24 protein-coding genes and 2 pseudogenes are annotated in these 22,488 nt (G+C 69.5%); 13 read left to right on the forward strand and 13 right to left on the reverse strand.

The genetic code is table 11. The annotated features are described in order from the left end of the window. Window positions 1-234: 234 nt before the first annotated feature. On the reverse strand, window positions 235-786 hold the full coding sequence (locus HNP84_RS46085; RefSeq protein ID WP_185056459.1) for a helix-turn-helix domain-containing protein: 552 nt from the start codon (window positions 784-786) through the stop codon (window positions 235-237). Window positions 787-846: 60 nt separating this feature from the next. On the opposite strand from HNP84_RS46085, the gene HNP84_RS46090 reads away from it, so the two are divergent. Next, a complete protein-coding gene (locus tag HNP84_RS46090) occupies window positions 847-2,184 on the forward strand; it encodes an erythromycin esterase family protein (protein ID WP_185056460.1) in 1,338 nt (445 codons plus the stop codon). Window positions 2,185-2,233: 49 nt separating this feature from the next. On the opposite strand, the gene HNP84_RS54390 is transcribed toward HNP84_RS46090, so the two are convergent. From HNP84_RS54390 to HNP84_RS46125, 7 genes are all read right to left on the reverse strand, one after another. Beyond that, window positions 2,234-2,668 carry a recombinase family protein gene (locus HNP84_RS54390; RefSeq protein WP_312927218.1) on the reverse strand — a complete coding sequence of 145 codons (435 nt, stop codon included), beginning with the start codon at window positions 2,666-2,668 and terminating at the stop codon, window positions 2,234-2,236. 316 nt (window positions 2,669-2,984) lie between these two features. Further along, on the reverse strand, window positions 2,985-3,479 hold the full coding sequence (locus HNP84_RS46100; protein WP_312927229.1) for a Tn3 family transposase: 495 nt from the start codon (window positions 3,477-3,479) through the stop codon (window positions 2,985-2,987). Beyond that, on the reverse strand, window positions 3,449-3,766 hold the full coding sequence (locus HNP84_RS46105; RefSeq protein ID WP_185056462.1) for a DUF4158 domain-containing protein: 318 nt from the start codon (window positions 3,764-3,766) through the stop codon (window positions 3,449-3,451). The genes HNP84_RS46100 and HNP84_RS46105 overlap by 31 nt, the downstream gene beginning before the upstream one ends. Before the next feature lie 169 nt (window positions 3,767-3,935). Beyond that, window positions 3,936-4,772 (reverse strand): DUF1835 domain-containing protein, encoded by an 837-nt coding sequence (locus HNP84_RS46110; protein ID WP_246519487.1) that lies wholly within the window; start codon window positions 4,770-4,772, stop codon window positions 3,936-3,938. Window positions 4,773-4,942: 170 nt separating this feature from the next. Then, window positions 4,943-5,371 (reverse strand): nuclear transport factor 2 family protein, encoded by a 429-nt coding sequence (locus tag HNP84_RS46115; RefSeq protein WP_185056463.1) that lies wholly within the window; start codon window positions 5,369-5,371, stop codon window positions 4,943-4,945. A gap of 31 nt (window positions 5,372-5,402) precedes the next feature. Next, window positions 5,403-6,305, reverse strand: a complete 903-nt coding sequence (locus tag HNP84_RS46120) for an alpha/beta hydrolase (RefSeq protein WP_185056464.1) — start codon at window positions 6,303-6,305, stop codon at window positions 5,403-5,405. A gap of 109 nt (window positions 6,306-6,414) precedes the next feature. Then, window positions 6,415-8,334 (reverse strand): flavin-containing monooxygenase, encoded by a 1,920-nt coding sequence (locus HNP84_RS46125; RefSeq protein WP_312927221.1) that lies wholly within the window; start codon window positions 8,332-8,334, stop codon window positions 6,415-6,417. Between the two features lie 231 nt (window positions 8,335-8,565). Here HNP84_RS46125 and HNP84_RS46130 point away from each other — a divergent pair, with 231 nt between their 5' ends. The 3 genes and pseudogenes from HNP84_RS46130 to HNP84_RS56975 form a co-directional block, all read left to right on the forward strand. After that, entirely contained in the window at window positions 8,566-9,234 is a 669-nt protein-coding gene (locus tag HNP84_RS46130) for a TetR/AcrR family transcriptional regulator (protein WP_185056465.1), read from the forward strand. A gap of 990 nt (window positions 9,235-10,224) precedes the next feature. Then, on the forward strand, window positions 10,225-11,085 hold the full coding sequence (locus HNP84_RS46135) for an alpha/beta fold hydrolase (protein WP_312927222.1): 861 nt from the start codon (window positions 10,225-10,227) through the stop codon (window positions 11,083-11,085). A 63-nt stretch (window positions 11,086-11,148) separates the two neighbouring features. Next, window positions 11,149-11,565, forward strand: a pseudogene (locus HNP84_RS56975) (type IV toxin-antitoxin system AbiEi family antitoxin); the annotation flags it as partial. A 387-nt stretch (window positions 11,566-11,952) separates the two neighbouring features. Here HNP84_RS56975 and HNP84_RS46140 read toward each other — a convergent pair. From HNP84_RS46140 to HNP84_RS46150, 3 genes are all read right to left on the reverse strand, one after another. Then, the gene (locus HNP84_RS46140) at window positions 11,953-12,516 is read right to left on the reverse strand and encodes an NADPH-dependent FMN reductase (RefSeq protein ID WP_185056467.1); all 564 of its coding nucleotides are present in this window, start codon (window positions 12,514-12,516) and stop codon (window positions 11,953-11,955) included. 50 nt (window positions 12,517-12,566) lie between these two features. Beyond that, window positions 12,567-13,706 (reverse strand): FAD-dependent oxidoreductase, encoded by a 1,140-nt coding sequence (locus HNP84_RS46145; RefSeq protein ID WP_185056468.1) that lies wholly within the window; start codon window positions 13,704-13,706, stop codon window positions 12,567-12,569. Between the two features lie 92 nt (window positions 13,707-13,798). Continuing rightward, complete coding sequence (locus tag HNP84_RS46150; protein ID WP_185056469.1) at window positions 13,799-14,536, reverse strand: alpha/beta fold hydrolase; 738 nt, start codon at window positions 14,534-14,536, stop codon at window positions 13,799-13,801. A gap of 120 nt (window positions 14,537-14,656) precedes the next feature. On the opposite strand from HNP84_RS46150, the gene HNP84_RS52250 reads away from it, so the two are divergent. The 4 genes from HNP84_RS52250 (at window position 14,657) to HNP84_RS46175 (ending at window position 17,468) form a co-directional block, all read left to right on the forward strand. Beyond that, window positions 14,657-15,925, forward strand: a complete 1,269-nt coding sequence (locus HNP84_RS52250; RefSeq protein WP_221337608.1) for a TetR/AcrR family transcriptional regulator — start codon at window positions 14,657-14,659, stop codon at window positions 15,923-15,925. 57 nt (window positions 15,926-15,982) lie between these two features. After that, the gene (locus HNP84_RS46165) at window positions 15,983-16,597 is read left to right on the forward strand and encodes a dihydrofolate reductase family protein (RefSeq protein ID WP_185056470.1); all 615 of its coding nucleotides are present in this window, start codon (window positions 15,983-15,985) and stop codon (window positions 16,595-16,597) included. 224 nt (window positions 16,598-16,821) lie between these two features. Next, window positions 16,822-17,241, forward strand: coding sequence for a hypothetical protein (locus HNP84_RS46170; protein ID WP_185056471.1), 420 nt, complete (start codon window positions 16,822-16,824; stop codon window positions 17,239-17,241). Window positions 17,242-17,243: 2 nt separating this feature from the next. Then, window positions 17,244-17,468, forward strand: a complete 225-nt coding sequence (locus HNP84_RS46175; RefSeq protein WP_185056472.1) for a helix-turn-helix transcriptional regulator — start codon at window positions 17,244-17,246, stop codon at window positions 17,466-17,468. A 5-nt stretch (window positions 17,469-17,473) separates the two neighbouring features. On the opposite strand, the gene HNP84_RS46180 is transcribed toward HNP84_RS46175, so the two are convergent. Next, window positions 17,474-18,466 (reverse strand): magnesium and cobalt transport protein CorA, encoded by a 993-nt coding sequence (locus HNP84_RS46180; protein WP_185056473.1) that lies wholly within the window; start codon window positions 18,464-18,466, stop codon window positions 17,474-17,476. Window positions 18,467-18,729: 263 nt separating this feature from the next. Here HNP84_RS46180 and HNP84_RS46185 point away from each other — a divergent pair, with 263 nt between their 5' ends. Then, window positions 18,730-19,239: an RICIN domain-containing protein gene (locus HNP84_RS46185; protein ID WP_185056474.1), complete on the forward strand. Its 510-nt coding sequence runs from the start codon at window positions 18,730-18,732 to the stop codon at window positions 19,237-19,239. Between the two features lie 144 nt (window positions 19,240-19,383). Continuing rightward, the gene (locus HNP84_RS55660; RefSeq protein WP_185056475.1) at window positions 19,384-19,692 is read left to right on the forward strand and encodes a TetR-like C-terminal domain-containing protein; all 309 of its coding nucleotides are present in this window, start codon (window positions 19,384-19,386) and stop codon (window positions 19,690-19,692) included. 11 nt (window positions 19,693-19,703) lie between these two features. On the opposite strand, the gene HNP84_RS46195 is transcribed toward HNP84_RS55660, so the two are convergent. Continuing rightward, on the reverse strand, window positions 19,704-20,231 hold the full coding sequence (locus HNP84_RS46195) for a LuxR C-terminal-related transcriptional regulator (RefSeq protein WP_185056488.1): 528 nt from the start codon (window positions 20,229-20,231) through the stop codon (window positions 19,704-19,706). A 595-nt stretch (window positions 20,232-20,826) separates the two neighbouring features. On the opposite strand from HNP84_RS46195, the pseudogene HNP84_RS54395 reads away from it, so the two are divergent. The 3 genes and pseudogenes from HNP84_RS54395 to HNP84_RS46205 form a co-directional block, all read left to right on the forward strand. Next, a pseudogene (locus tag HNP84_RS54395) lies at window positions 20,827-20,997 on the forward strand (helix-turn-helix domain-containing protein); the annotation flags it as partial. A 126-nt stretch (window positions 20,998-21,123) separates the two neighbouring features. After that, window positions 21,124-21,996, forward strand: coding sequence for a transcriptional regulator (locus tag HNP84_RS46200; RefSeq protein ID WP_246519500.1), 873 nt, complete (start codon window positions 21,124-21,126; stop codon window positions 21,994-21,996). Between the two features lie 211 nt (window positions 21,997-22,207). Then, the coding region (locus tag HNP84_RS46205; RefSeq protein ID WP_312927226.1) for an SAM-dependent methyltransferase at window positions 22,208-22,488 on the forward strand (281 nt) is incomplete at its 3' end.

Genomic DNA, 22,488 nt, shown 5'->3' on the forward strand with positions numbered 1-22,488 from the left:
CGCGCAGGGCTGCTCCGGCCAGTGGGCGGGTGCCAAGCACGCCTGGCACCCGCCCACACTCGCGTGACACCGCCGCCACCCGATCATCCCCGTGACTGTCCACGTTTCGCGCGAACGCCCCTCTGGCTCACCAGCGCGAATGTGATGGATGTGCGCCTGAAAACGCAACAGCGGCCGCTCACCGGGGGTTAGCCTCCAGGGACGAATCGGCCAGCGAGGCTCGATCGTCGGAGTTCACAAGCCCCCGTCGTCCTGGTTCCGCTGTTCAGTCGGAAAGAAGATCGCGCTGATCACATGCGGTCGACGCCTCGGTGCGGGCCCGTTCCCCGCCCGGGCTCTGAGCACCTCCAGCAACTCACCCGCCACCTCCTCCATTTCCTCCGGGCTGAGCCACAACATCCCCTGCCGATACCCCACCCGATCCGCGGCCGGATCGGCTCCCGGCCGATCGAGATAGGCGTTGAACTCGGCGAGCAGCGCCGCCATGGCCACCGCGAACCCGTGACGGTGGTCCTCGTTCGACATGGCCTGGGCCGTGTCGGGGTCGATGTGAAGGGCATCGCGCCGGAGGCGGTAGTGGCGCTCGATCATCCCGCGCACCCGCTGCTCGCTGGCGACTTCCAGCAGCCCGGCGTCGGCGAGCATGCCGACGTGCCGGTACAGGGTGGTCTTAGGCACATCGGGCAAGCTCTCGCACAGGTCGGACGTGGTCCGGGTGCGCCCACCCGACAGCGCCCACATGATGCGCAGCCGGACCGGATGCAAGATCAGCTCAAGCGTATCCACAGGCCAATTCTCCCATAGATGGTACTGTTCCCAAACTTGGTACAAATGGAGAGGGTGTCGATGACCACGCACACGACCACACCGCCGGCCCGACTCAGCGCCGCAGCGGTGATCCCCCTGTGCACGCTCGATCCGGCCGCCGCACTGGACGACCTGGAATGGCTGGACGAGACGATCGGGAACGCGCGGGTGGTGGCGATCGGCGAGAGCGCGCACTACAACCGCGAGTCCTACGAACTGCGCCACCGCCTCCTGCGCTACCTGACCGAGCGGCACGGTTTCGGCGCCTACGCGATGGAGACCGGTTACACGGAGGGATGGCAGGCTGACGCCTGGGTCCGCGGCGGCAACGACGATCGGCTCGGTGAGGTCATGGCAGGCGGTCTGACCTCGCTGATGGGCCTGTGGCGGCAGATGGGCAGCCACCTGGAGTGGATGCGCAGGCACAACGCCTCCGCCGAGCGCCCAGTCGGCTTCTACGGCATTGACCTGGGGGGCCAAAACGCCTCCCTGATCCCCGCCTTGGACGCCGTGCTCGCCTTCCTCGCGCAGGCCGATCCCGGCTTCGAGGCCGACCCGGCCATCCGGGAGACAGCCTCGGCCTTCTCCGCGACGTCCCCGTTCGTCGCGCCCGCGACCATGGCCGCCTACGCGCAGCTTCCGCCTGAGACCAAGAACGCGCTGACAGCGGGCCTCGCCGGCCTCGCCGCGCGCATGAAGGGCCGACGTCTGGAGTACGTCAGGCGCACCACCGCCGAGGCATACGAGCGCGCGCTGCGCTCCATGCGCCACGCGTTCACCCTGGACTCCGTCATCCGAGGCATGACCAGCGGTGACCATCAAAGCGTGCTCTACAACCGCGACGCCGAGATCGCCGACACGGTCGAAGCGATTCTGCGCAGGCATGACCAGATCGTCCTGGCCGCCCACAACGCCCACATCCAGCGCGGGCCCGCCGTACTCCCAGGCATGAACCCAGTGACCCCGATGGGCATGCACCTGGCAGACCGGCTGGGCGAGGACTACCTGGTCATAGGCGCCACGTCGGGAACTGGCCACATGCTCAACTCCGACGCCGCCGCGTTCATGGCCGGCACCCTCTTCGCGCCGATGCCCGCCCCCGAGCCCGGCAGCCTCGACGCCCTCATGCACGCCAGCCACGGCGGCCCCTACGCCATCGACCTACGGCGGCTGTCGCCCGCCGACGCCGACGCCGTCAGGAGCGCTACCGTGCAACGCGCTGGTCTCGGCGCGTTCTACGCGCCGGTAAACGCGCTGGACGCGTACGACATCGTCGTCCACCTGCCACACGTCACCGGCGCCGACCCCGATGAGACCGCACTGGCCCGCTCCCCCCAGGAGGTACGGGAGGCGTTCTCCCGCTACAAGCCCCAATAGGGGTCAGCAACCGACCTGGCACCAACCGCCAAAGGCCCGAGCTGGGAAATCAGCTTCCCGCTTCCAGCTCTGCTCGCACCGTTGGCTGTTCGACGGCAGGGCCTGTCGCGAGTTCGGGGACGTACTTGTAGATGGTCGAGCGGCCGACGCCGAGCAACCGGGCGATGGAGGAGACGGTGTTCTCCGGCCGGGTGAGCAGGTCGCGGGCGTGCCGGATCTGCTCGGCCGTCATGGCCGGCGGACGGCCCAAGCGCTGACCGCGGGCGCGGGCGGCGGCCAGGCCCTCGTGGGCGCCTTCCACGATGAGCTCGCGGATGAACTCGGCGAGCGCGGCGAAGACGTGGAAGACGAGTCGGCCGCCGGGGGTGGTGGTGTCGAGAGCTTCCTTCAGGGACCGGAAGCCAACGCTGCGGCGGCGCAGGTCGGCGACGATCGTAATGAGGTCCTGCAGGGAGCGAGCGAGCCGGTCGAGCGAGGGGACCACGAGGGGTCACCGGCGCGCAGGTAGTCCAGCGCCTTGGCGAGCTATTGCGGTCGGTGTTCTTGCCGCTCAGCTTGTCGGCGAAGATGCGGATGCAGCCGAGGCTTCGAGCGCGAGTCTGCCGATCCAGGCGCTGATCGCGGATGGAGACCCGGGCATAGCCGACGAGCGCGCCGGTGAGGACTGCGGGTTCGGCGCCAAGAAGGCCGCCGGCCGCCAGCCGGACTACTGACGAACTTGACCGGCAGAAGGATCGCGGTCAGGGCGGTGCCAGCACCAATGCCCGGGAGACCACCAAGCAACTAGACAACCTTCTTCCTCACGGCGTGATTCGCCAACGCGGCAGCGCCTCCGACAACCTGTCCGACCCGCGCTCCACGTGCCAGTACACCAAGATCCCGCGACCGCCATACCGCGAGTGCCACTCGGTGAACAGGTTCTGATCCCATGCCCGGAAATGCGTGGAGTCGGAGGCGACCGCCGTCGAGCCCTGCCCCCGCAGGCCAGCGTCGCGGGTGGCGAAGGTGGCGTTGGCGATCTCGACCGCGATGGTGCGGGCCACCTCCGGGATCAGGTACCGGCGGCGCACGTAGCGCAGGTCCTCCTCGCTGTGGTCGTGGGCGCCGGAGATCACCTGCCGGATGCCGCAGTTGGTGCCGTAGGCGTAGATGACCAGCATGAGCCGCTCGGCGAGCACCTCCGGGCTCATGTGGCCGGTGCCGGTCGCCGCTGTCACCTTGGCCAGGCAGCCGGTGCGCAGGATCGCCTCCTTGAGGATGTCGATCAGCGGGACCGCGCTCCACCGGCGGGCCACCTCGAGCAATCCCGGAAACCGAGATGGTCGCGGATCTCACCGCGATGACGCTCAATCGTCCGGCCTGACCAGTCGTACAAGCCTAAGCTGCTGGGCGACGTCTTGGTCTGCTTCGCGACGTAGTCGACCACATCGTCAGGAAACTCCGCTCGCCCGCGCGGGAAGCGCCCGTGCTGCGTGAAGTACTTCAGCAACAGCGCAAAGGCCAGACGTGTGCCTTCCTGCTTCGCGCTGACCAGGCCGACCTCATCACTCAGCACAGTCCAGTGCTCGATGAGTTCATCCATGCCAAGCGGCGGACGTTCCATGCCCATAGATCCGCGCCGGGCCCTCCGGCATTACAGAAGGTCAGGCTAAGGATCTTCGAGGTTTGGCGGCCTATGACACGTTGGTTATCGGCACCCCAACACCTCGTGCCGGAGGCGGAACATGCCTTCGAGCAGCCATGGCGGCAGCTCACCCGCACGGCCTGCGACGATCCGCTGCCCGCTCTCCGCCATCGGCCGATCCTCGGCGGGCCCCCTCGGTGCCCCTGACTCGCCCCCGTGCTGCGGCAAGGATCGACTCCTCACGTTCCCGCGACAGCCCGTCGCGGGTGGCGGGGTACTCGCGGCTGAGCCGGTCGAACGCCTCGCCCAGGAAACGCAGGTCGGGGGAGCGGTTCGCGGCGATGGCGCCGAGGCCCTCGGGCGTGGGCGCCCGGAAGGCGGCCCAGGCGCGGGCGGCGAGCCGTAGCGCGTCCGGGGTCAGCCGGGCGCACGCCTTCGTCGCGGGCAGCTCGCGCAGTTGTCCGGCGGTCAGCTGGCCGAGGCCGCCGAAGCGGGCGATGCCCGGGTATTCGCCGATGCGGATCAGGGTGACACGCTGCGCCGGCACGTCGAGATCGGCGAGACGGGCGAGGATCTGGATGATCTGCAACTGGTCGTACAGATCGGCCTCGAACCACAGCACGTACTCGCCGTCCCGGTTGGCCTTCAGGGTCCTGTCCCGCTCGGCGAACATCGCCATGGCCTCGCCGCGGTCGTCGGCGTCCGCCTGGATGAGGAAGGCGGCCCGGATCCGGCGAAGCTCCTCGGGGCCGACCGCGGGCACCGGGCCTTCGTGCAGGACGTCGCGCCAGTACAGCACGCGCCGGGCGATCCCGGTTCCGGGCAGGTCCGTGGCATCGCCGTTGCTGACGTGCAACGCCGCGGCCATCCAGTCGTCGGCGGGGCCGCGGGCGGTCGCGTGGGATTCGCCGGTCTCGGCCGCGCGGGCGCGGACGCGCTGCTCGAGATCGGCCTGCTCGGTCATGATCCTCTCCCACCCTGGCGTCGGCCGAAACGGGGGCCTTCCATCGCCTTCATAGAGACCCGGCTGGGCAGGATCTGCCGGGAGGTGTCAGTCCTTGGTCAGGCTACCATCCGAGGAAGTCGTTGCAGATCGGTTCTCCTGGCCGGGATCCCGCCCGAGACGGTGTGGTCTCACGATCTGGGGGCGAGTTCGGGGAAGGCGCGGTGGACGGCGATCGGGTTGGCGTACTCCTCCCAGCTACGGAGCTTTCCGCGCAGCCAGTCGAACCGGAAGACGTACGTGTTGCGGTACGGCGTGCCACCTGTCGTGCGGAAGTCACCGCGCGCCTGCACGAAGGTGGTCGCGCCGTCGGCGGTCACGCTGATCCGGCGGTCCACGAATCGTACGGTACGGGTGATCGTCTCCAGCTTGCCGACTCGCGCCAAGAAAGCGTCCTTGCCCTCGACGCGTACGACGTCGCCGGGATCGCCGGTCGCTGTCATCGGCACTGACCAGACGACGTCGTCGTCGAGCATCGCCGTGAGGCCGGCCCGGTCGCCGTTCTCCAGCAGGTCGAGAAAGCGCTCCGTGGCGGCGATCGGATCGGCTTCGGCGGGCATGATCTCTCCTAGGGCACTCATCGCCGTGACGTCAGCCCGCAAGCCGCGGGGCCAGCCACGCCCCGATACGGGCGACGGCGTCATCGGCCTCGGGCATGTTCCCGGCGGACATCTGGAACACATGCTGCATCTCCGGGAACACGTCGAGGCGGACGTCGACACCCGCCGCCCGAAGCCGCTCGTCGAGCCTGGTCGAGTCGTCGAGCAGCACCTCGTGGTCGCCGACCTGCACGTAGATCGGCGGCAGGCCGGACAGGTCCGCGTGCAACGGCGACACGGTGGGATCGCGGAAGCCGCCCCCGGGGAGGAACGCCTCGGCCGCGTGCCTGCTGCCCTGAGCGGTGATCAACAGGTCCACGTCGGCACGTGTCTTCAACGACTCACCCGATCCCTCAAGGTCCACCCACGGCGACAGCAGGACGGCCGCGGCCGGCGGCGGCACACCGTCCGCGCGGAGCCGGAGCAGCGTGAGCATCGTCAGCCCACCGCCTGCGGAATCACCCGCCATGGCGAGCCTGGCGGGGTCGTGACCGGCCTCGAGGAGCCAGCGGTATGCGGTAACGGCGTCCTCGACCTGGGCCGGGTGGGGGTTCTCCGGAGCGAGCCGGTAGTCGATGGCCAGGCTCCGCACGCCGACGGCCTTGGCGATGTGGCCGATCAGCCACTTGTGGCTGTTCACCGAACCCATCATGTAGCCACCGCCGTGGAGGAAGAGCAGCGTTCCCTCGCCGGTCGCGTCGGCCGGCTCGATCCACTGCCCCGGGATGCCGGCGACGTCGGCCGGGGTGTAGGTGACACCGGCAGGCTCGGCCGTGAGCGCGCCGAACTGCTCGCCTGCGGCGCGCATCTCCTCGATCGTCAGCCGCGTCCCCGTGGCCCGCTCCTTGAGCTGCCGCAGGAAGGCGAACGTTGCTTGTGCCTCGGTGCTGGTCATCGACGTGCTCCTGATTGGTCGTGGCTGTGTCAAGTAGTCGGGCCGGCGTCCGGAACGCGGGTGGTCGTGTCCGCGCGACACGGTCATGGCACGCGCCCGGCGGCGCCGGTCACGGGCGGAATTCCAGCCCTTCGAACCGGCCAGAGGTGCGCCACTCGTCGATGTAGGAGAGGAATCCGGCCGGACCCATCGGGTGCGGGGTCATGCTCAACCTGTGCGCGCGTGACTCGGGCCGGCCCTCGTTGTTGTAGAAGCCGGGCGTGCACTCGGCTCCGCCGATGAATCCCACCGGCGCCGACTCGATCGCCTCGACCCACGCCCGCTCCGCGTCCTCGGACGTCTCGACCTCGCCGGCGCCGACCTGCTCGGCATGCGTGACGACCGCGGCCAGGGTGAGGCTCGCCTCGGTGTAGTTGCTCGTCACGTTGATCGGGAAGCCGAGCCCCTGGCGGAAGCCGACGATGAACAGGTTCGGGAAGCCGCGGGTGTACATGCCCTGGAAGGTCTCCATCCCGTCGGCCCATTTCTTGGCGAGCGCCAGTCCGTCGCGGCCGATGATCTCCAACGCCCCGCTGCTCGTGTAGTCGCGGCCGAACTCGAAACCGGACGCGTAGATGATGCAGTCAAGGTCGTAGTGGACGCCGGCCGCCCACACGCCGGCCTCGTCGATGCGCTCGACCCCCTTGCCGTCGGTGTCGACGAGGTGGACGTTGGGGCGGTTGAACGTCTGCAGGTACTCATCGTGGAAGCAGGGCCGCTTGCAGAGCAGGCCGTACCACGCCTTGAGGCGCGCGGCCGTCTCGGGGTCGGTGACGATCGCGTCGACCCGCCGCCGGATCTCCTCGGTCTTCTCGTCGTCGACGTCCTGATACGCCTTGGCGAACGCCGCGGGGTCGAACTCCTCCGGCACGCGACCGCCGTTGATCTCGACCCACCGATCGCGGATCCGCTTCCCGAGATCGGTATGCCCGTCGTCGACATAGTCGACGTCGGTGAAGCCGCCGGTCTGGAGGGTGACGAAGTTCACCAGCCACTCCTTCTGCCAGCCCGGGCCGAGCGTCTTGAACCATTCGGGGTCTATCGGCCGGTTGTTCCGCTCATCGACCGTCGAGGGCGTGCGCTGAAAGACGAACAACTCCTGGGCATCACGCCCGAGCGGCGGCACGCACTGCACCCCGCTCGCCCCGGTACCGATGATCCCGACCCTCTTGCCGGCCAGCTTCGTCATCGGGGCGCCCTCGGGGGTGCCGCCCGTGTAGCCGTAATCCCAGCGCGAGGTGTGGAACGAGTGGCCGGCGAACGTCTCCAGCCCAGGGATCCCCGGCAGCTTCGGGCGGTCCAGCGGCCCTGTTCCGGCCGCCACGTACTTGGCGGTGATCCGGTCGCCGCGATCGGTCGCGACGACCCAGTGCTTCCCGTCGTCGTCCCAGGTCAGGCTGGTCACCTGGGTGGAGAAGACGGCCTTGTCGTAGAGGCTGTAGTGCCGGCCGATCCGCCGTGCGTGTTCGAAGATCTCAGGGCCGAACGCATACTTCATCGACGGCATGTAGCCCGTCTCTTCCAGCAGCGGGAGGTAGATCATCGCCGCGGTGTCGCACATCGCGCCCGGGTAGCGGTTCCAGTACCAGACACCCCCGAAATCCCCGCCGCTCTCGATGATGCGGAAGTCGTCGATGCCGGCGTCCCGCAGACGCGCGCCGACGCACAGGCCGGCGAACCCGCCGCCCACCATCGCCAGCGTGACGTGCTCGGTGATCGGCTCACGCTCCACCCAGGGCGTGTACGGGTCGTCCTTCCAGTGGGCGAACCGGCCCGTCGGCGCGATGTACTGGTCCGAGCCGTCGGGCCGGATCCGTTTGTCGCGCTCCTCGCGATACTTCGCCCGTAGAGCCTCGCGGTCCCGTTGCTCGAACATGCCACTCACCATTTCTGGTGCCCTCCTGGAGTTGCGCTGCTGCTTCTCGCCATCGACGTGCCGTTCACTGGGGAGCGCAGTCGTGACGTGTGCCAACGCCGTGACGCCGGTCACACAGTTGGTAAGTGTGGACTCACTTACCAACGACCGTCAAGGGAGGGTTTCCGGCCGATACCGGGGCATGACGGTCTCCCGGGATAGACCGATGGCGCAGGTACGGCGGGCGGCCTCGGCGCGGACTCGCCGGCGCCACAACGTGCCGGGCCGGTACGCTCGTACCTCTGCCGCGGGCACTACGGATAGGATCCGAGCCGTGAAGACGGCCAAAGGACGGCGAGCACGCCCGTGACAGAACTCGGCGCGAAACGCGGCTCTGAGCGATCCGAACCGGTTCAGCGCTTGTCAGGCGCCGAACGCCGGGCCCAGATCCTCGCTGTCGCCCGCGAATGCTTCACCGAATTCGGCTACCAACGGACGACGACGGCGGTGGTCGCCGAGCACGCCGGCGTGAGCGATTCACTCGTCATCAAGCATTTCGGATCGAAGGAGGGCCTGTTTCGATCCGCCGTCGCAGACCCCGTGTTGCGGCTCATTCGTGAGCAGGTCGCTCAGAATCGACCGCTTGCGCAGTCCGGCCTCGATGTCGTCGTGGGATACCAGGAGACCGCCAACTTCGTCCGCAACCTCCTGGCCGTCATACGCGCCGAACGAGGCATCTTCCGCGCCATGGCCAGCACGATGTACGAGTTTCCCGCCCTTGCCGGTGAAATTCGTGACCTGATCGCCGGTCACCTCGACGAGCTCGCCACGAGCCTGGACAACTTGGGCCGTCCAGCACCATTTCGCCCGCACTCGGGCCGTACGGTGACCTACACCGTCGTCGGAGGGGCCATCGTCGCCGCCGTTTTCCACGACGACCCCGACACCTACGCCAATGAGCTCACCGACATGCTCTTCTTCGGGTTGCTTTCCCCCAGTGGCCGGCGCTCGCTCCGCTCCAGAATGAGCAGCTGATTTCACCTGTCGCCAGGCCCGCGGAGTCCCGGTCACGGGCATGGCACGTTCAGGAAGGCCGGGACCTTCCTGCCTTTCAGGCGTCCTTTGCGGACAGCCGGCCGGCGGAATCGGCCCGCGTTACGGGGTCCTCCGATTCACGCCGGGTGAGCACCAGGGGGGCCGTTCGTCATGGGCCTCCCGCGGGTCGTTGATCGACTCGCACCGGGCCCGATCCCGGCCTCGGTGACGGCAGCCGTGCCGCAGGAAGCCGCTGTCGTACGACCTGGGCGACGCCACCGTAGTCCCGCGCCCGGGGCGCGGGACCGGCCGGGGGTGGCGCGTCCCGCGCCGTCCATGCCACGCCCACTGTTATAGAACTCTCTGCAGAGTTATAGAACTAGGTGAGCATGGGATGCGAGATGTGTCGCCATGGCGTGAGCCCGTCCGGGTGACCGGAGGGACGATGGGCGAGCCCCGGGCGCGGAGCCGGTTCGGCGAGTACGGCGGGCGGTACGCGCCGGAGTCCCTGGTGGAGGCATGCCGCGAGGAGGGTGGGTCTTCGTGCCGGGTTCGCGGCCTCTCGTGTCGCTGAAGGCTGTTGTGTCTGGTCTGCGTCTGCGGACGATTCCGTGCGCTGGGGGAGGCGGGTCCTCGTCCCGCGTCACAGCCTCGCTCCCATGCCCTGGAGAGGTGTCCCCGCCTCCGCGTCCGATCCGAATTGAAGGCCCGTCCTGGCTCGCGCCGTAACTCATCCCCGTGCCCGGGGGCCTGTTCTCGGCCCGCCCCCCAACCCTCCAGCAGGCGCCTCTAATTCCATTATATATCATCCATTATGCATTTGGGCGGTTAATGGCCAATATTGGTCACCGAATTCATCTGCGTTCCCGTTTATCGCCTGGCCTCTGCTACGGTGAATTCTCGCCGCGTAAACGCAGAAATTTCAGATGAGAAGGTGAAGTGCCAGTGGCCGTGGAAAAGGCGCTGAATGTCGGCCCTGCCGGGATAGACGTGGCATATGAGCGCTTCGGCGAGGCGCACAACCCGCCCGTGTTGCTGGTGATGGGCGTCGCCGCGCAGATGATCAACTGGCCCGACGGCTTCTGCGCCGAGCTGGCGGACCGGGGCATGCACGTGATCCGGTTCGACAACCGCGACGCCGGCCTGTCCACACACCTGTCCGACGCCCCGCCGCCCGACCTGCCGGCAGCGCTGGCGGGAGACCTGTCCTCGGCGGCGTACACGTTGTCCGACATGGCGGCCGACGCCGTGGGCCTGCTCGACGCGCTCGGACTGGACAGCGCGCACTTCGTCGGCGCCTCGATGGGCGGGATGATCGCCCAGACGGTCGCCATCGAGCACCCGGACCGGATTCGGTCGCTGACCTCGATGATGTCCACGACCGGCGCCCCCTCGGTGGGGCAGGCGAGCCCCGAGGCGCTGGCGGTCTTGGGCGGCCCGCCCGCCGTCACCCGGGAGGAGGTGATCGAGCGGGCGGTGCGCATGCTCCGGGTGGTGGGCTCGCCCGGCTTCCCGATGGAGGAGGCGGAGCTGCGCGAGCGTACCGGGCGCGCGTACGACCGCTCGTACGACCCGGCCGGCACGGCCCGTCAGGCCGTCGCGGCCGTGGCCTCGGGCGATCGTACGGCGCGGCTCGGCCAGGTCACCACGCCCACGCTGGTGATCCACGGCGCCGACGACGCCATGTGCGACGTCAGCGGCGGGCACGCCACCGCGGCGGCGATCCCCGGCGCCGAACTCGTGGTGATCGACGGCATGGGCCACAACCTCCCCCGGGATCTGTGGCCGGATATCGCCGCGCACATCGCCGCCCTTGTCCACCGTGCCGAAGCCGCCCGAGTCGGCGCCTGACCGTTATCCACAGAACCGCATTCGGCTCCACCCCGCCCCCTCGCGCCCGGCCATCCTTCACCCATGAACGGACCCGAGACGGCAACCGGCGGCGATGAGCCGCTGCTCGCGCGGGCATGCGCGATCACCAGCCGCGAGCCGCGGGCGGTGGCATGCGGGGCCACCGCCGCGTACGTCCACGGGGTGAGCACCAGCGTGGGCGGCACCCCCGACCTGGCGCTGGGCCTGCTCGCCCCGGCCCCGCACACCGGCTTCCCGGGCTGCGTGCTGCGTGAGGAGCCGATTCCCGCCGGCGACGTGACGATGTGCCGGGGCATCGGCGTCACGACGCCCGAACGCACGGCGCTCGACTGCGCCGTGCACTTCCACCGGGTCGAGGGCGTGACCGCGCTGGACCGGTTCATGCACCACCACCGCGTACGACGCCGCGACCTTGAGGCCCGCGTGGCCGCGCTGCCCCTGCCAGGGCAGGCCAGGCGTGCCCGCGAGGCGTTACGGCTCGCCGACCGCGGAGCCGCGTCACCCCGTGAGACGTGGCTGCGCCTGTGCCTGATCGGCGCGGGCCTCCCACGCCCCAGAACCCAGGTGCGCGTCCCGCTCGGGGGCGGCCGCATCTGCTACCTCGACCTCGCCTGGGAGGAGTTCCAACTCGCGACCGAGTACGACGGCCGCGAACACCACTCGGCCGCCCGCGCCCGAGCTGGAGGCGGGAAGCTGAGTTACCAGGTCATGGCCTATAGGGCGGCTGGTGCCACGTTGGTTAACGGCACCCCAACGAACCTTCAGCTGACCGGGACGCAAGCCCCTGATCCGTCTCTGTGTGATCCGCCACCGGCTGCTCCTGTCCGCCGGGGTGTCTCTGGGGGGTCAGGCGGGGGTGCGCAGGGTGGCCAGGGCGGTGGACCAGGCGACGAGTTGGTCAAGCGTGGTGGACAGGGCGGCCGTCTGGTGGTCGGCGGGGGTGAACTCGGTGAAGCCGGTGAAGTCGTGGTGCAGGCTGAGTGCGACCTGGGCGGCGACGTCGGCGATCCGCAGGGCGCCCAGTACGGGGCGGAGGGCCTCGACGGCGCGGACACCGCCGTCGAAGCCGTAGGAGACGAAGGCGGCCGCCTTGTCGTTCCATTCGGCGTGGACGCGGTCGAGGGCGTTCTTGAGCTTGCCGGGGGCGGAGTGGTTGTACTCGGGGGTGACGAAGAGGAAGCCGTCGTAGCCGGCGATGGTCCGGGCCCAGGAGTTGGTGTGGTCGTGGGTGTAGCGGCCGGTGGCCGGGGGCAGGGGCTCGTCCAGGTCGGGCAGGTCGAACTCGGCGAGGTCGACCAGGTCGAAACGGGCGTCCTCGCGCCGGCCGGCGTGCTTGAGCACCCAGTTCGCGACGCTCTCGCCGCGGCGGCCGGGGCGGGTGCTGGCCAGAACGACAGCGATCTTGATCATGGTGTGGCGCCTTTCGGGTCGGGTGATGGGGATGGTGGCCGGGGTGGCGGTCAGCCCGGCCGGTCGGTGAACCGCTCGGCGAGGCGGGTGAGGGCGCCGGGGCCGAACATCAGCTCCAGGGATGCGGCCGATTCGGTGGCGGAGGTCTCGCTGCGTGCGAAGAGCGCTGCTTCGTAGGCGGCCAGGGCGTTCTCGATGTCGCCCGGGTGGCCGGCGATGGCCTGGCCGAGTTCGGCGCCGTCCAGCATGGCGAGGTTGGCGCCCTCGCCGGCGAAGGGCGACATGACGTGCGCGGCGTCGCCGAGCAGGGTCACGCCGGGGACGCGGTCCCAGCGGTGCCCGACGGGCAGGGCGTTGATGCGGCGCGGGGTCAGGGGGCCGTCGGCCTCGGTGATGAGGGTCTGGAAGCGGGCGTCCCAGTCGGTGAAGTGGGCCAGCAGCGCGGACTTGGCGGCGGGGGTGTCGGTGAAGTCGATGCCGTCCAGGTGGTCCTCTTCGGTTCGCAGGGCGGTGCAGACGTGCAGGCTGCCGTCGATTTCGCGGTGGGCCAGAATGCCGCGCGTGCCGTCCAGCGCGATGAAGAAGCCGCCGCCGATGAGGTCGGCGCTGTCGGGGTGGCGGGTGTCGGCGTCGAGCAGGTCGAATTCGACGAAGGAGATGCCGGTGTAGGCCGGGTGCGCCGCGGAGACCAGCGGCCGGATCTTCGACCAGGCGCCGTCGGCGCCGACCAGCAGGTCGGTGGTGATGGTGGAGCCGTCGGCGAAGGTCACCTCGTGACGCCCGTCGCCCAGCGGGCGGGCGCCGGCGGCCTTTGCGCCCCAGCGGATCACGCCGTCGGGCAGGGAGTCCAGGAGCAGGTCGCGTAGCCGGCCGCGATCGACCTCCGGGCGCCCGCCCGTGCCGTCATCGGGCTCCTGGAGGACGACGTTGGCGTGGTGGTCCAGCAGCCGCATCGCCTCCCCGCCCTCGTGAATGATCGTGCGGAACGGCTCGTACAGGCCGGCGGCGTGCAGCGCGAGCTGCCCGTTCTCCTCGTGGATGTCGAGCATGCCGCCCTGGGTTCGGACGTGCCGGTCGGCCTCCAGGTCGAACACCGCGGCCTGGATGCCGCGGATGTGCAGGACGCGTGCCAGGGTCAGTCCGCCGAGGCCGGCGCCGATGATCGCGATGGGGTGGTGTGCGGTGGTCATGACATGTGTCCCTTGCTGGATGTCCCTTGCTGGACGTGCGGGTTCTCGGGTGGACGGTGGTCGGCCGGTTCGGTCGCTCGCGGTTGGGCCGCTTATGCGAGGAAGCGGTCGATGGCGGCGAAGGCGGCCTCGGGTTCCTCGCGGATGGGCAGGTGGCCTGCGCCGGGGATGAGTTCGAGCCGCGCGTGCGGGAACGCGGCTGCGTAAGCCCGCCCGTAGGCAGGGGTCACCACCTGGTCGTTCTCGCCCCAGACCACCAGCACGGGGCGGGTGAAGGCGGCGAGGCGGGGCAGCAGGCCGGGGTCTTGCAGGTCAGGGCCGGCGTAGGCGCGCAGGGCGGTCAGGGTCTGCGGGGGCGGGCCGGTGCGCGGTGCCGGGGCGGCGGCTGCGGGTGAGGGGGCCGCCGGGGGAGGGCCGCTGGGCAGTGTGACCGGCTGCCCGGGTACCACTGGGCCGATGGCGTCCATGAGGACGAGCCGGGAGATCCGGTGGTGGCGGTCGTCCACGGCCATCTGGGCGGCGACCCAGCCTCCGAAGGACGTGCCGAGGACGGTGACGTCGCTCAGGTCGAGGTGGCCGAGCAGGTCCAGGTAGAGCGCGGCGAGGGCGGGCACGGAGTCGAGGCCGCCGGGCCGTGCGGTGTCGTCCCAGCCCGGGTGGACGGGCGCCAGCACCCGGTGGCGAGGGGAGAAATGGTCGATGAGGGGGCCGATGCTGCCGGGGCCGGGGGCGCCGTGCAGGAGGAGGACCGGAGGGCCGCCGCCGGCCTCGCTCAGGACGAGGTCGAGGCCGGGCCGGGGCCGGACGGTGCGCCGAAGCGGCGTGGTCATGGCGTTTCTCCGGGATCGAGGAATGCCGAGAACAAGAACGAGCACACTCGTGCTGTCATTCAAAAACCATAACAGCTGTACTGAGGAAGTCGTTTCGGCCAGTGCGGTTAGACTGGCGGCATGACCGAGGCCACCATGGGGCGCAGGGAGCGCAAGAAGGCCCGCACCAGGCAGGCGATCGCCGACGCCGCCATGGAGTTGTTCCTGGAGCGCGGCTTCGACCAGGTCGCGATCAAGGACGTGGCCGAGGCGGCGGATGTGTCGATGAGCGGGTTGTTCAAGCACTTCCCGACCAAGGAGTCCCTGGTCTTCGACGAGGAGGACGACGTCCAGGCGGGCCTCGTCTCCGCGGTCCGCGACCGCCCGGAGGGAACACCGGTCCTGCGGGCCCTGCGGGCCTGGCTGCTGGCCCGCGCCCGCGAGGGTTCCGCCGATGCGCGTACGGCCGCGTTCCTCGACCTCATCGCCCGCACCCCGGCGCTGAGCGACTACGCCCGCCGCATGTGGCGGCGGCACGAAGAGGAACTGGCCGAAGCGATCCGCCAGGCCGGGCCGGACGCCCCCGGCGCCGACATCGCCGCCCGCGCGGTGGCCCGGTTCGTCCTGGATCGCGCCCAGCCGTGGCAGCGCGACGACCCGCACGCCGAGATCGATGCCGCCGTCACCCTGCTCGCCCACGGCTGGCCGGCGCCCGAACTGCACGCCGCGCCGCATCCCCCGCCGTGCGCTGCCCCATCCTCCTCGGCGCCGCCGTCACCGGCCCGCCCACCGGGGCTGCGCGAACGCAAGAAGGCCGCCACCCGGCAGGCCATCACCGAGGCCGCGGTGGAGCTGTTCACCGCGCGCGGCTACGACAACGTCGGGGTCCGCGAGATCGCCGAGGCGGCCGGCACCTCGATCGCGACCTTGTTCACCTACTTCCCCGACGGCAAGGCCAGCCTGGTCTTCCCCGGTGACCGCGGCGACCACATCGCCGCTCTCGTCCGTACCGTCCGCTTCCGCCGCCCCGGGCAGAGCGTGCTCGCGGCACTCCGCGACCACATGGCCGGGCGCGGCCCGTTCGCGGCGAACCCCACGCCCGATGAGCAACGCGTACTCGACCTCATCCGCGCCACCCCGGAACTGCGCGACTACGCGCTGCGCTCCTGGGCCGTGGCCCAGGAGCCGCTCACCGCCGCCATCGCCGCAGCGGCCGCGCTGCCCGCCGGCGACCTCACCGCCCGGCTCCTGGCCCGCTACGTCCTGCAGATACCCGACCTCGCCACCGCCACCGACGACGCCCGCCGCACCCTGGACGTGGTCACCGGCATCCTCGAACGTGGCTGGCCTGCCGGCCTCACCGGCCGGCGCCCGCGCACCACTCCGGCCGCAGAGCCTCCCCAGGTCTGAGTCCCAGTCCGAGTCGGCCTGGACAGGCGCGTTTCCGTGAGTGAAGAATCAGTCCGCGTGACTCGGATCATCGCGGACATCTCTGTCTCCCTCGACGGCTTCGTCGCCGGGCCCGATCCGGACCCGGACAACGGTCTGGGCGCCGGCGGCGAGGCCCTGCACACGTGGGCGTTCTCCGACGACCCCGACGACCGACGGATCCTGCGCGAGGCGACCGCCCGCTCGGGCGCCGTCGTCCTCGGTCGCCGGCTCTTCGACGTGGTCGACGGGCCGAAAGGCTGGAACGACGACTCCGGCTACGGCGCCGGCGAGGTCGGCAAGCCCGCGTTCGTCGTCGTGACGAGCACGCCGCCGGAGTCGGTGCGGCTCACCGACCTCGACTGGACGTTCGTCACCAGCGGTCTGCCCGACGCCGTCGCCGCCGCGCGCGAGCGCGCAGAGGCGGCGTCGTCGCAGCGCGGCGAGGAGCTAGACGTGGTCATCATGGGTGGCGGCGCCACGATCGGCTCTGCGCTCGACGCCGGGCTGGTCGATGTGCTGACGCTGCACCTCGCACCCGTCGTGCTGGGCGCCGGGACGCCGCTGTTCACCGGCGGAACGCGGCGCACGCTGGTGCGGCGGAGCGTGACCGCGACATCCACCGCGACGCATCTGACCTACGACCTCGTCTGACGACGTCGCCGGCCGGCTCGGGTCCGCCGGCGTCTGATGTGAGCATCTCGCCGCAGCGCGGGAGCGATGTGGGGGCGCTGTCGCACCCGCTGAGCGCACCGGCCATCCGTATCCCCATGCGGACGCGCTGGGCCGCATCGGTGGATGTAAAGCAAAATTGACCTGATGTCTGTTGTGCTTTACATTGGCCGGGGTGGTCGTCGTCGATCGGACAGGGGGGCGGTATGTCGTTCCAGGAGAAGCGGGCGTGGGTCTACGCCGTGATCGGGCTGTGCGTGCCGGTGGTGTACTTCGCGGTCATCTTCGTCCGCGCCGGGGGCGGCGATGTCACGCGCACCGCGTACGTGGTGCCGATGCTGGTGGCGATCGGCGGGGCCGTGGTGCTGAACATCGCCGCCGAGGTGGTGGCGGGGATCGCAGCCGGGCGGGAGGCCGGGCTCAAGGACGAGCGCGACCGGCAGATCGGCCGGCTGGGCGAGTACGTGGGGTTCTACGTGATGAGCGTGCTGGCGCTGGTGCCGCTGGGGCTGGCGATGGGGGAGGCGGCGCACTTCTGGATCGCCCACACGCTGTACCTGGCGTTCGTCCTGGCGGCCCTCGCCTCGGCCGTGACGAAGATCGTGGCCTACCGGCGGGGTCTTTAGGCATGGCCAAGCCCACGAAGGTCACCAACTCGATCCGGGCCCTGCGCTTCGCGAGCGGCGAGATGACGCAGGCGGAGCTGGCCGAGCGGATCGGCGTGACGCGGCAGACGTTGATCGCCATCGAGCAGGGCCGCTACTCGCCGTCGCTGGAGATGGCCTTCCGGATCGCGCGGGTGTTCAAGGTGCCGCTGGAGGAGGTCTTCCACTATCCCGATCCAGAGGAGTGATCGCCTCACAGCCATCCGCTCTTGCGCAGCAGGCGGTGGACGATGAGGACGGCGACCACCATCGCGGTGAGGCTGAGGGGGTAGCCGAGCGTCCAGTGCAGTTCGGGCATGTGGTCGAAGTTCATGCCGTAGATGCCGGCGATCATGGTGGGGACGGCGATGAGGGCCGCCCATGAGGAGATCTTGCGCATGTCGGCGTTCTGCTGCATGGCCACCCTGTTCTGCTCGCGGCCGACCAGGGCCAGGTGGGCGCTCAGGGCGCTGGTGAGCAGTTCGTTGTGCTCGTCGATCTGGGCGTCCACGCGCAGCAGGTGGTCCAGGACGTCGCGGAACTGCTCGCGGGTGCCGGAGCACAGCTCGACCCGGCCCTTGACGATCTCCTCCAGGACGGGCACGAGGGGGTCCTGGGCGGTGCGGAACTCCAGCACCTCGCGCTTGAGGGAGTAGATGTCGGCGGTGACGTCGGCCTCCTCGCCGCTGAAGACCCGTTCCTCCAGCGCGATGATGTCGTGCTCGACCTCGTGGGAGATGCGGGAGTAGGTGTCGACGACCTCGTCGCAGATGGCGTACAGGACTCCGGCGGGGCCGGCGGCCATCAGTCCGGGGTCGGATTCGATCCGGCGGCGCACTCCGCCGAGGGGGTTGGCCTGGCCGTGGCGGACGCTGATGACGAAGTCGGCGCCCAGGAACAGGTTGATCTCGCCGACCTCGATGTCGGAGGTCTCATCGGCGTACGACAGGGGCTTGAGCACCACGAACAGGGTGTCGTCGTAGCGTTCGAGCTTGGGGCGCTGGTGGGCGTAGATGGCGTCCTCCACGGCCAGCGGGTGCAGCTCGACCTCGCTGGTGACCAGGTCGAACTCCTCCTGGGTGGGCTCGTGCAGCCCGATCCACAAAAAGCACTCTCCCCGGGCGCGGGCCTCGGTGAACGCGTCGCTGATGTCGCCGGTGATGGTCTCGCGTACGCCGCCGCAGTAGATCGCCTTGTCCACAATCACATGCGGCATTGTGGCGTATCCGGCATGCCGCCCATGCCGGATTCTCGTGGCGAGGGTGCGGCTCCAGGCGGATAGGGCCACCTCACCCGTACGGCATATCACGCTCGGTGATTTGATCGCTACAGTCGGTGTCGGCCTGGAGCCGGTGTGATCGCGGAACGGCGGCCGGGCCGAGGTAGATGGTTCCCCGGCTCGTCTGCGTACGCAAGAGGGTGCTGTCGTGCCCTCCCGGCGGAGCGGGCCCCACGTCAAGGAGGATCCCGATGCACCCCACCACCCCCATCCGCCTGCTGACGGCGACGCTGATCGGCGCGGCCGGGCTGACGTTGCTGAACTCCGCACCGGCCGCGGCGGCCGCGCCGAACCCGGTGTGCCTGGACGCCACCAACAGTCGCGCCGACAACACCAAGGTGCGTCTGTGGACCTGCCTGGACCACCCCAACCAGAAGTGGGTGATCCAGGGCGGCCAGATCAAGGTGGAGGACACCGTCGGCACCGCCCGCGAAGTGTGCCTGGACACCACCAACAGCCGGGCCAACAACACCAACGTCCGGCTGTGGACCTGCCTGGACCACCCCAACCAGAAGTGGGTGATCCAGGATGGCCAGATCAAGGTGGAGGACACCGTCGGCACCGCCCGCGAGGTATGCCTGGACACCACCAACAGCCGGGCCAACAACACCAACGTGCGCCTGTGGACCTGCCTGGACCACCCCAACCAGAAGTGGGTGATCCAGGGCGGCCAGATCAAGGTGGAGGACACGCTGTCCTGACCTGTCCCGCTCCGCATGACGCCGCCGTCACCCTTCCGGGTGGCGGCGGCGCCCCATGTCCGGGGTCCCCGTGCTCCGAGCGGAGTCCATGGCTCTCGTGCCGCCGGGGTCGCCTCGCCCGGCTATCCGGCCGCGGGCGAGAGCGTGCAGCGGGCCCGGGAGGTGCTCGGCCCGTTCCTGCCGGTCTTCGCCGGGGCCCCGGCCGGGCCGGCGGCGCTGCGCGAGGAGATGACGCGCTGGGCTCGGGAGGTCCCGGCGGTGGCCGAGTGGGTGGCGGCCTTCGCCCCGGGCGGCGACGCCGGGAGCGCGCTGGCCGGGACCGTGATGGCCTGGTCCCTGCTGCAGGGTGTGGTGAGCCAGGAGGTGCAGGGCCAGTTCTCCGGCATGGGCCACGACCCGGCCACGCTGCTGGCCGCGCACATCGACTCCCTGGCCGATGCGATGGGGCTGTGACGGCACGCCCGTCAGCGGCGGCCGGTCTCGGGCGGGCGGGAGCCGGGGACGACCAGGCCGCTCTCGTAGGCCGCGACGACCGCCTGGGTGCGGTCGCGCAGGCCGAGCTTGGCCAGCACCCGGCTCACATGGGTCTTGACGGTCTCCTCGGTGACGGTGAGGCGGGCGGCGATCTCGGGGTTGGACAGGCCCTCGGCGACCAGGCGCAGCACCTGCGTCTCGCGCGGGGTGAGGCCGGCCAGGGCGGCGGCGGAGGCGGCGTCGGGGCGGGGGCGGGCGCGTACGAACTCGCCGATGAGGCGGCGGGTGACCGCCGGGGCCAGCAGCGCGTCCCCGGCCGCGACGACCCGTACCGCGTCGAACAGCCGCTCGGCGGTGACGTCCTTGAGCAGGAAGCCGCTCGCGCCGGCGCGCAGCGCGTCGTAGACGTACTCGTCCAGGTCGAACGTGGTCAGGATGAGCACCCGCGGCCCGCCGGCGGGGGAGGCCAGCAGGCGGGTCGCCTCGATGCCGTCCATGCCGGGCATGCGCACGTCCATCAGCACCACAAAAGGACGCACGATGCCGGGGTGGAGCTGGGTAGCTGGTCATGGGGCTGATCTGTGCTCTGACCTGGGAAGATGCGGCGGCGGGGTAGGTGGCGGTGTCTCACTGGTACTCGCTGAGACTCGCGGGGGCTCACTGTTCACGGGCCATACACGGGCCAACGTCGGCGGCGCGTTTCCCCTGGTCAGGGGGCCTATTCCGTGTCGGCTCGCGGGCCGGTGGCGTGGGGGTCGCCTCGCTTCCCGCACCATACCCGTTGGCTGGTTCTCCCGTCTGCTTCGGCCCGATACCGGGGCAGCATGCCGGGGACGGAAGGTCAAGGCCGTCTTCGCGTGTACGTTGACCGGTCGCCGTTCCTCGGTCATGGGATGCCATCCCGCACAGACGGCCTTGACCTGGAGGAGTCGGCATGCTCAGCTTGCCCCGGGGCCGAAGCGGGGCGGGAGAACCAGCCCACCCCAGCCACACCAGACCGCCAGATGCAAGCGGGCCTCCCCCTCCCGGAGCTGAGGCCCCTGCCGGAGGCATATTCCGGGCAGACAGGATTGCGGCTGGGCTGAGCGCTGCAAGGCCGTCTAGCATGGGTTTATGGCCACGATAGGTGAGCGGGTTCTAAGTGTTCGTAAGCGGCGTGGACTAAGCCAGGCTGAGCTTGCCGCCCTCTCCGGGGTCTCAGCTTCCCTGATTCGTAAGCTTGAGCAGGGAAGTCGTAAAGATGTGCGACTCGAAACGGTACGCAAACTGGCCGTCGCGCTCCGGGTGCCAACGACAAGTCTGATCAGTGAGCGGGATAGCGATCAGGCAGACGAGGCGACAGTGGACCTGTGGGGCGCTGTGAGGCAGGCGCTTCACGGGGTGGCTGGCCTACCGGATGAGCCCCCGACGATGGAAGGCGTTCGCTCGGTCCTGGCTGCATCGATGCCGTTGTGGAAGAACGACCATTACTCAGAGTTGGCCGCAGTTCTTCCCCCGCTTCTGCGGGACGCTGACGCGCTGGTCGATGTGGACCGTTCGGCCCGTGGCTTGCGGTCACGCCTGCTCCATCTGACTGGTTGGCTGCTGACGCAGACCCGTCAGTATGAGGCTGCCGAGACAGCGCTCCGTCGCGGGTTGGATGATGCGGACAACCCGTTGGAAGCTGCGGCGATCGTCAACACGCATTGTTGGCTGCTTCTGCGCCAGGGGGAGCTTGAGCAGACTCGTCAGATGGCGAGTCGCTGGGCCGATGATGTGGAACCTCGTGTGTCGCGCGCGACGCCAAACGAACTGTCCGCGTGGGGCTGGATGTTGTTGCGGACCTCTGCTGCTGCTGCGCGTGACAACCGCCCTGGTGAGGCGGAGGATGCCATACGGCTGGCGCGGGCGGCGGCGGTTGCGATGGGGCGTGAGATGGCTCCAGCGGAAGACTTCCTTCGTACCTTCGGGCCGGTCACTGTGGCGATGAAGCGGGCGGAGAATGCCATGATCGAGGATCGGCCGGACAAGGTTCTCCAGCTCTCGCAGCACATCCCCACGGCGGGGTTGTTGCCGACGTCGAATAACAGGAATCGTCACATGCTCGATGTGGCGGACGCGCATCGGCGGAGTCGCGAGTACGGGGAGGCATTCGAGATCTTGCAGCAGATCCGGAGGGATTCTCCGGAATGGATCGTTAATCAGCGGTACGCACGAGACATTCTGCAAGGGATCATCGGGAAAAGGCGCACCCTCACGGCGGATATGCGCGATATGGCCGATTTTGTGCGACTCGAATACTGAGTAGTGACATCTGACGTGTCACTTCGCTTTGCGATCCTTAGAGAGTGACACGAAGTCGGTCTAGCAACGCGGCTTGCTGCGCTCTTACGGTTTCGGCATGGCTTTCCGAGACACAAGCGAGCTGCATTGGTGGGAAGCAGATGAGCAGCGCCTAACCGTTGGGCGAGCTTCCCCGCCTGGCGTCGATCCGTCGGTACCGAATATCGCTCGGGTGTACGACTACTGGCTCGGCGGTAAGGACAACTCCGCCGCCGACCGGGAGATGGGTGATCGGGTCAAGGCGGTTGTTCCGCAGATGCCGTTGCTGGCCCGTCAGAACCGCTGGTTCCTGGGTCGGGCGGTGAAGTTCCTGGCCGGTAAGGCGGGGATCGGCCGGTTCTTGGACATCGGTTCGGGTCTGCCGACGATGAACAACGTTCATGAGGTGGCGCAGGCCACGCGTGCGGATGCCGAAGTGGTCTATGTGGACAACGATCCGGTGGTGCTGGCGCA

It is taken from the genome of Thermocatellispora tengchongensis (assembly GCF_014202315.1).
GTDB classification, from domain to species: domain Bacteria; phylum Actinomycetota; class Actinomycetes; order Streptosporangiales; family Streptosporangiaceae; genus Thermocatellispora; species Thermocatellispora tengchongensis.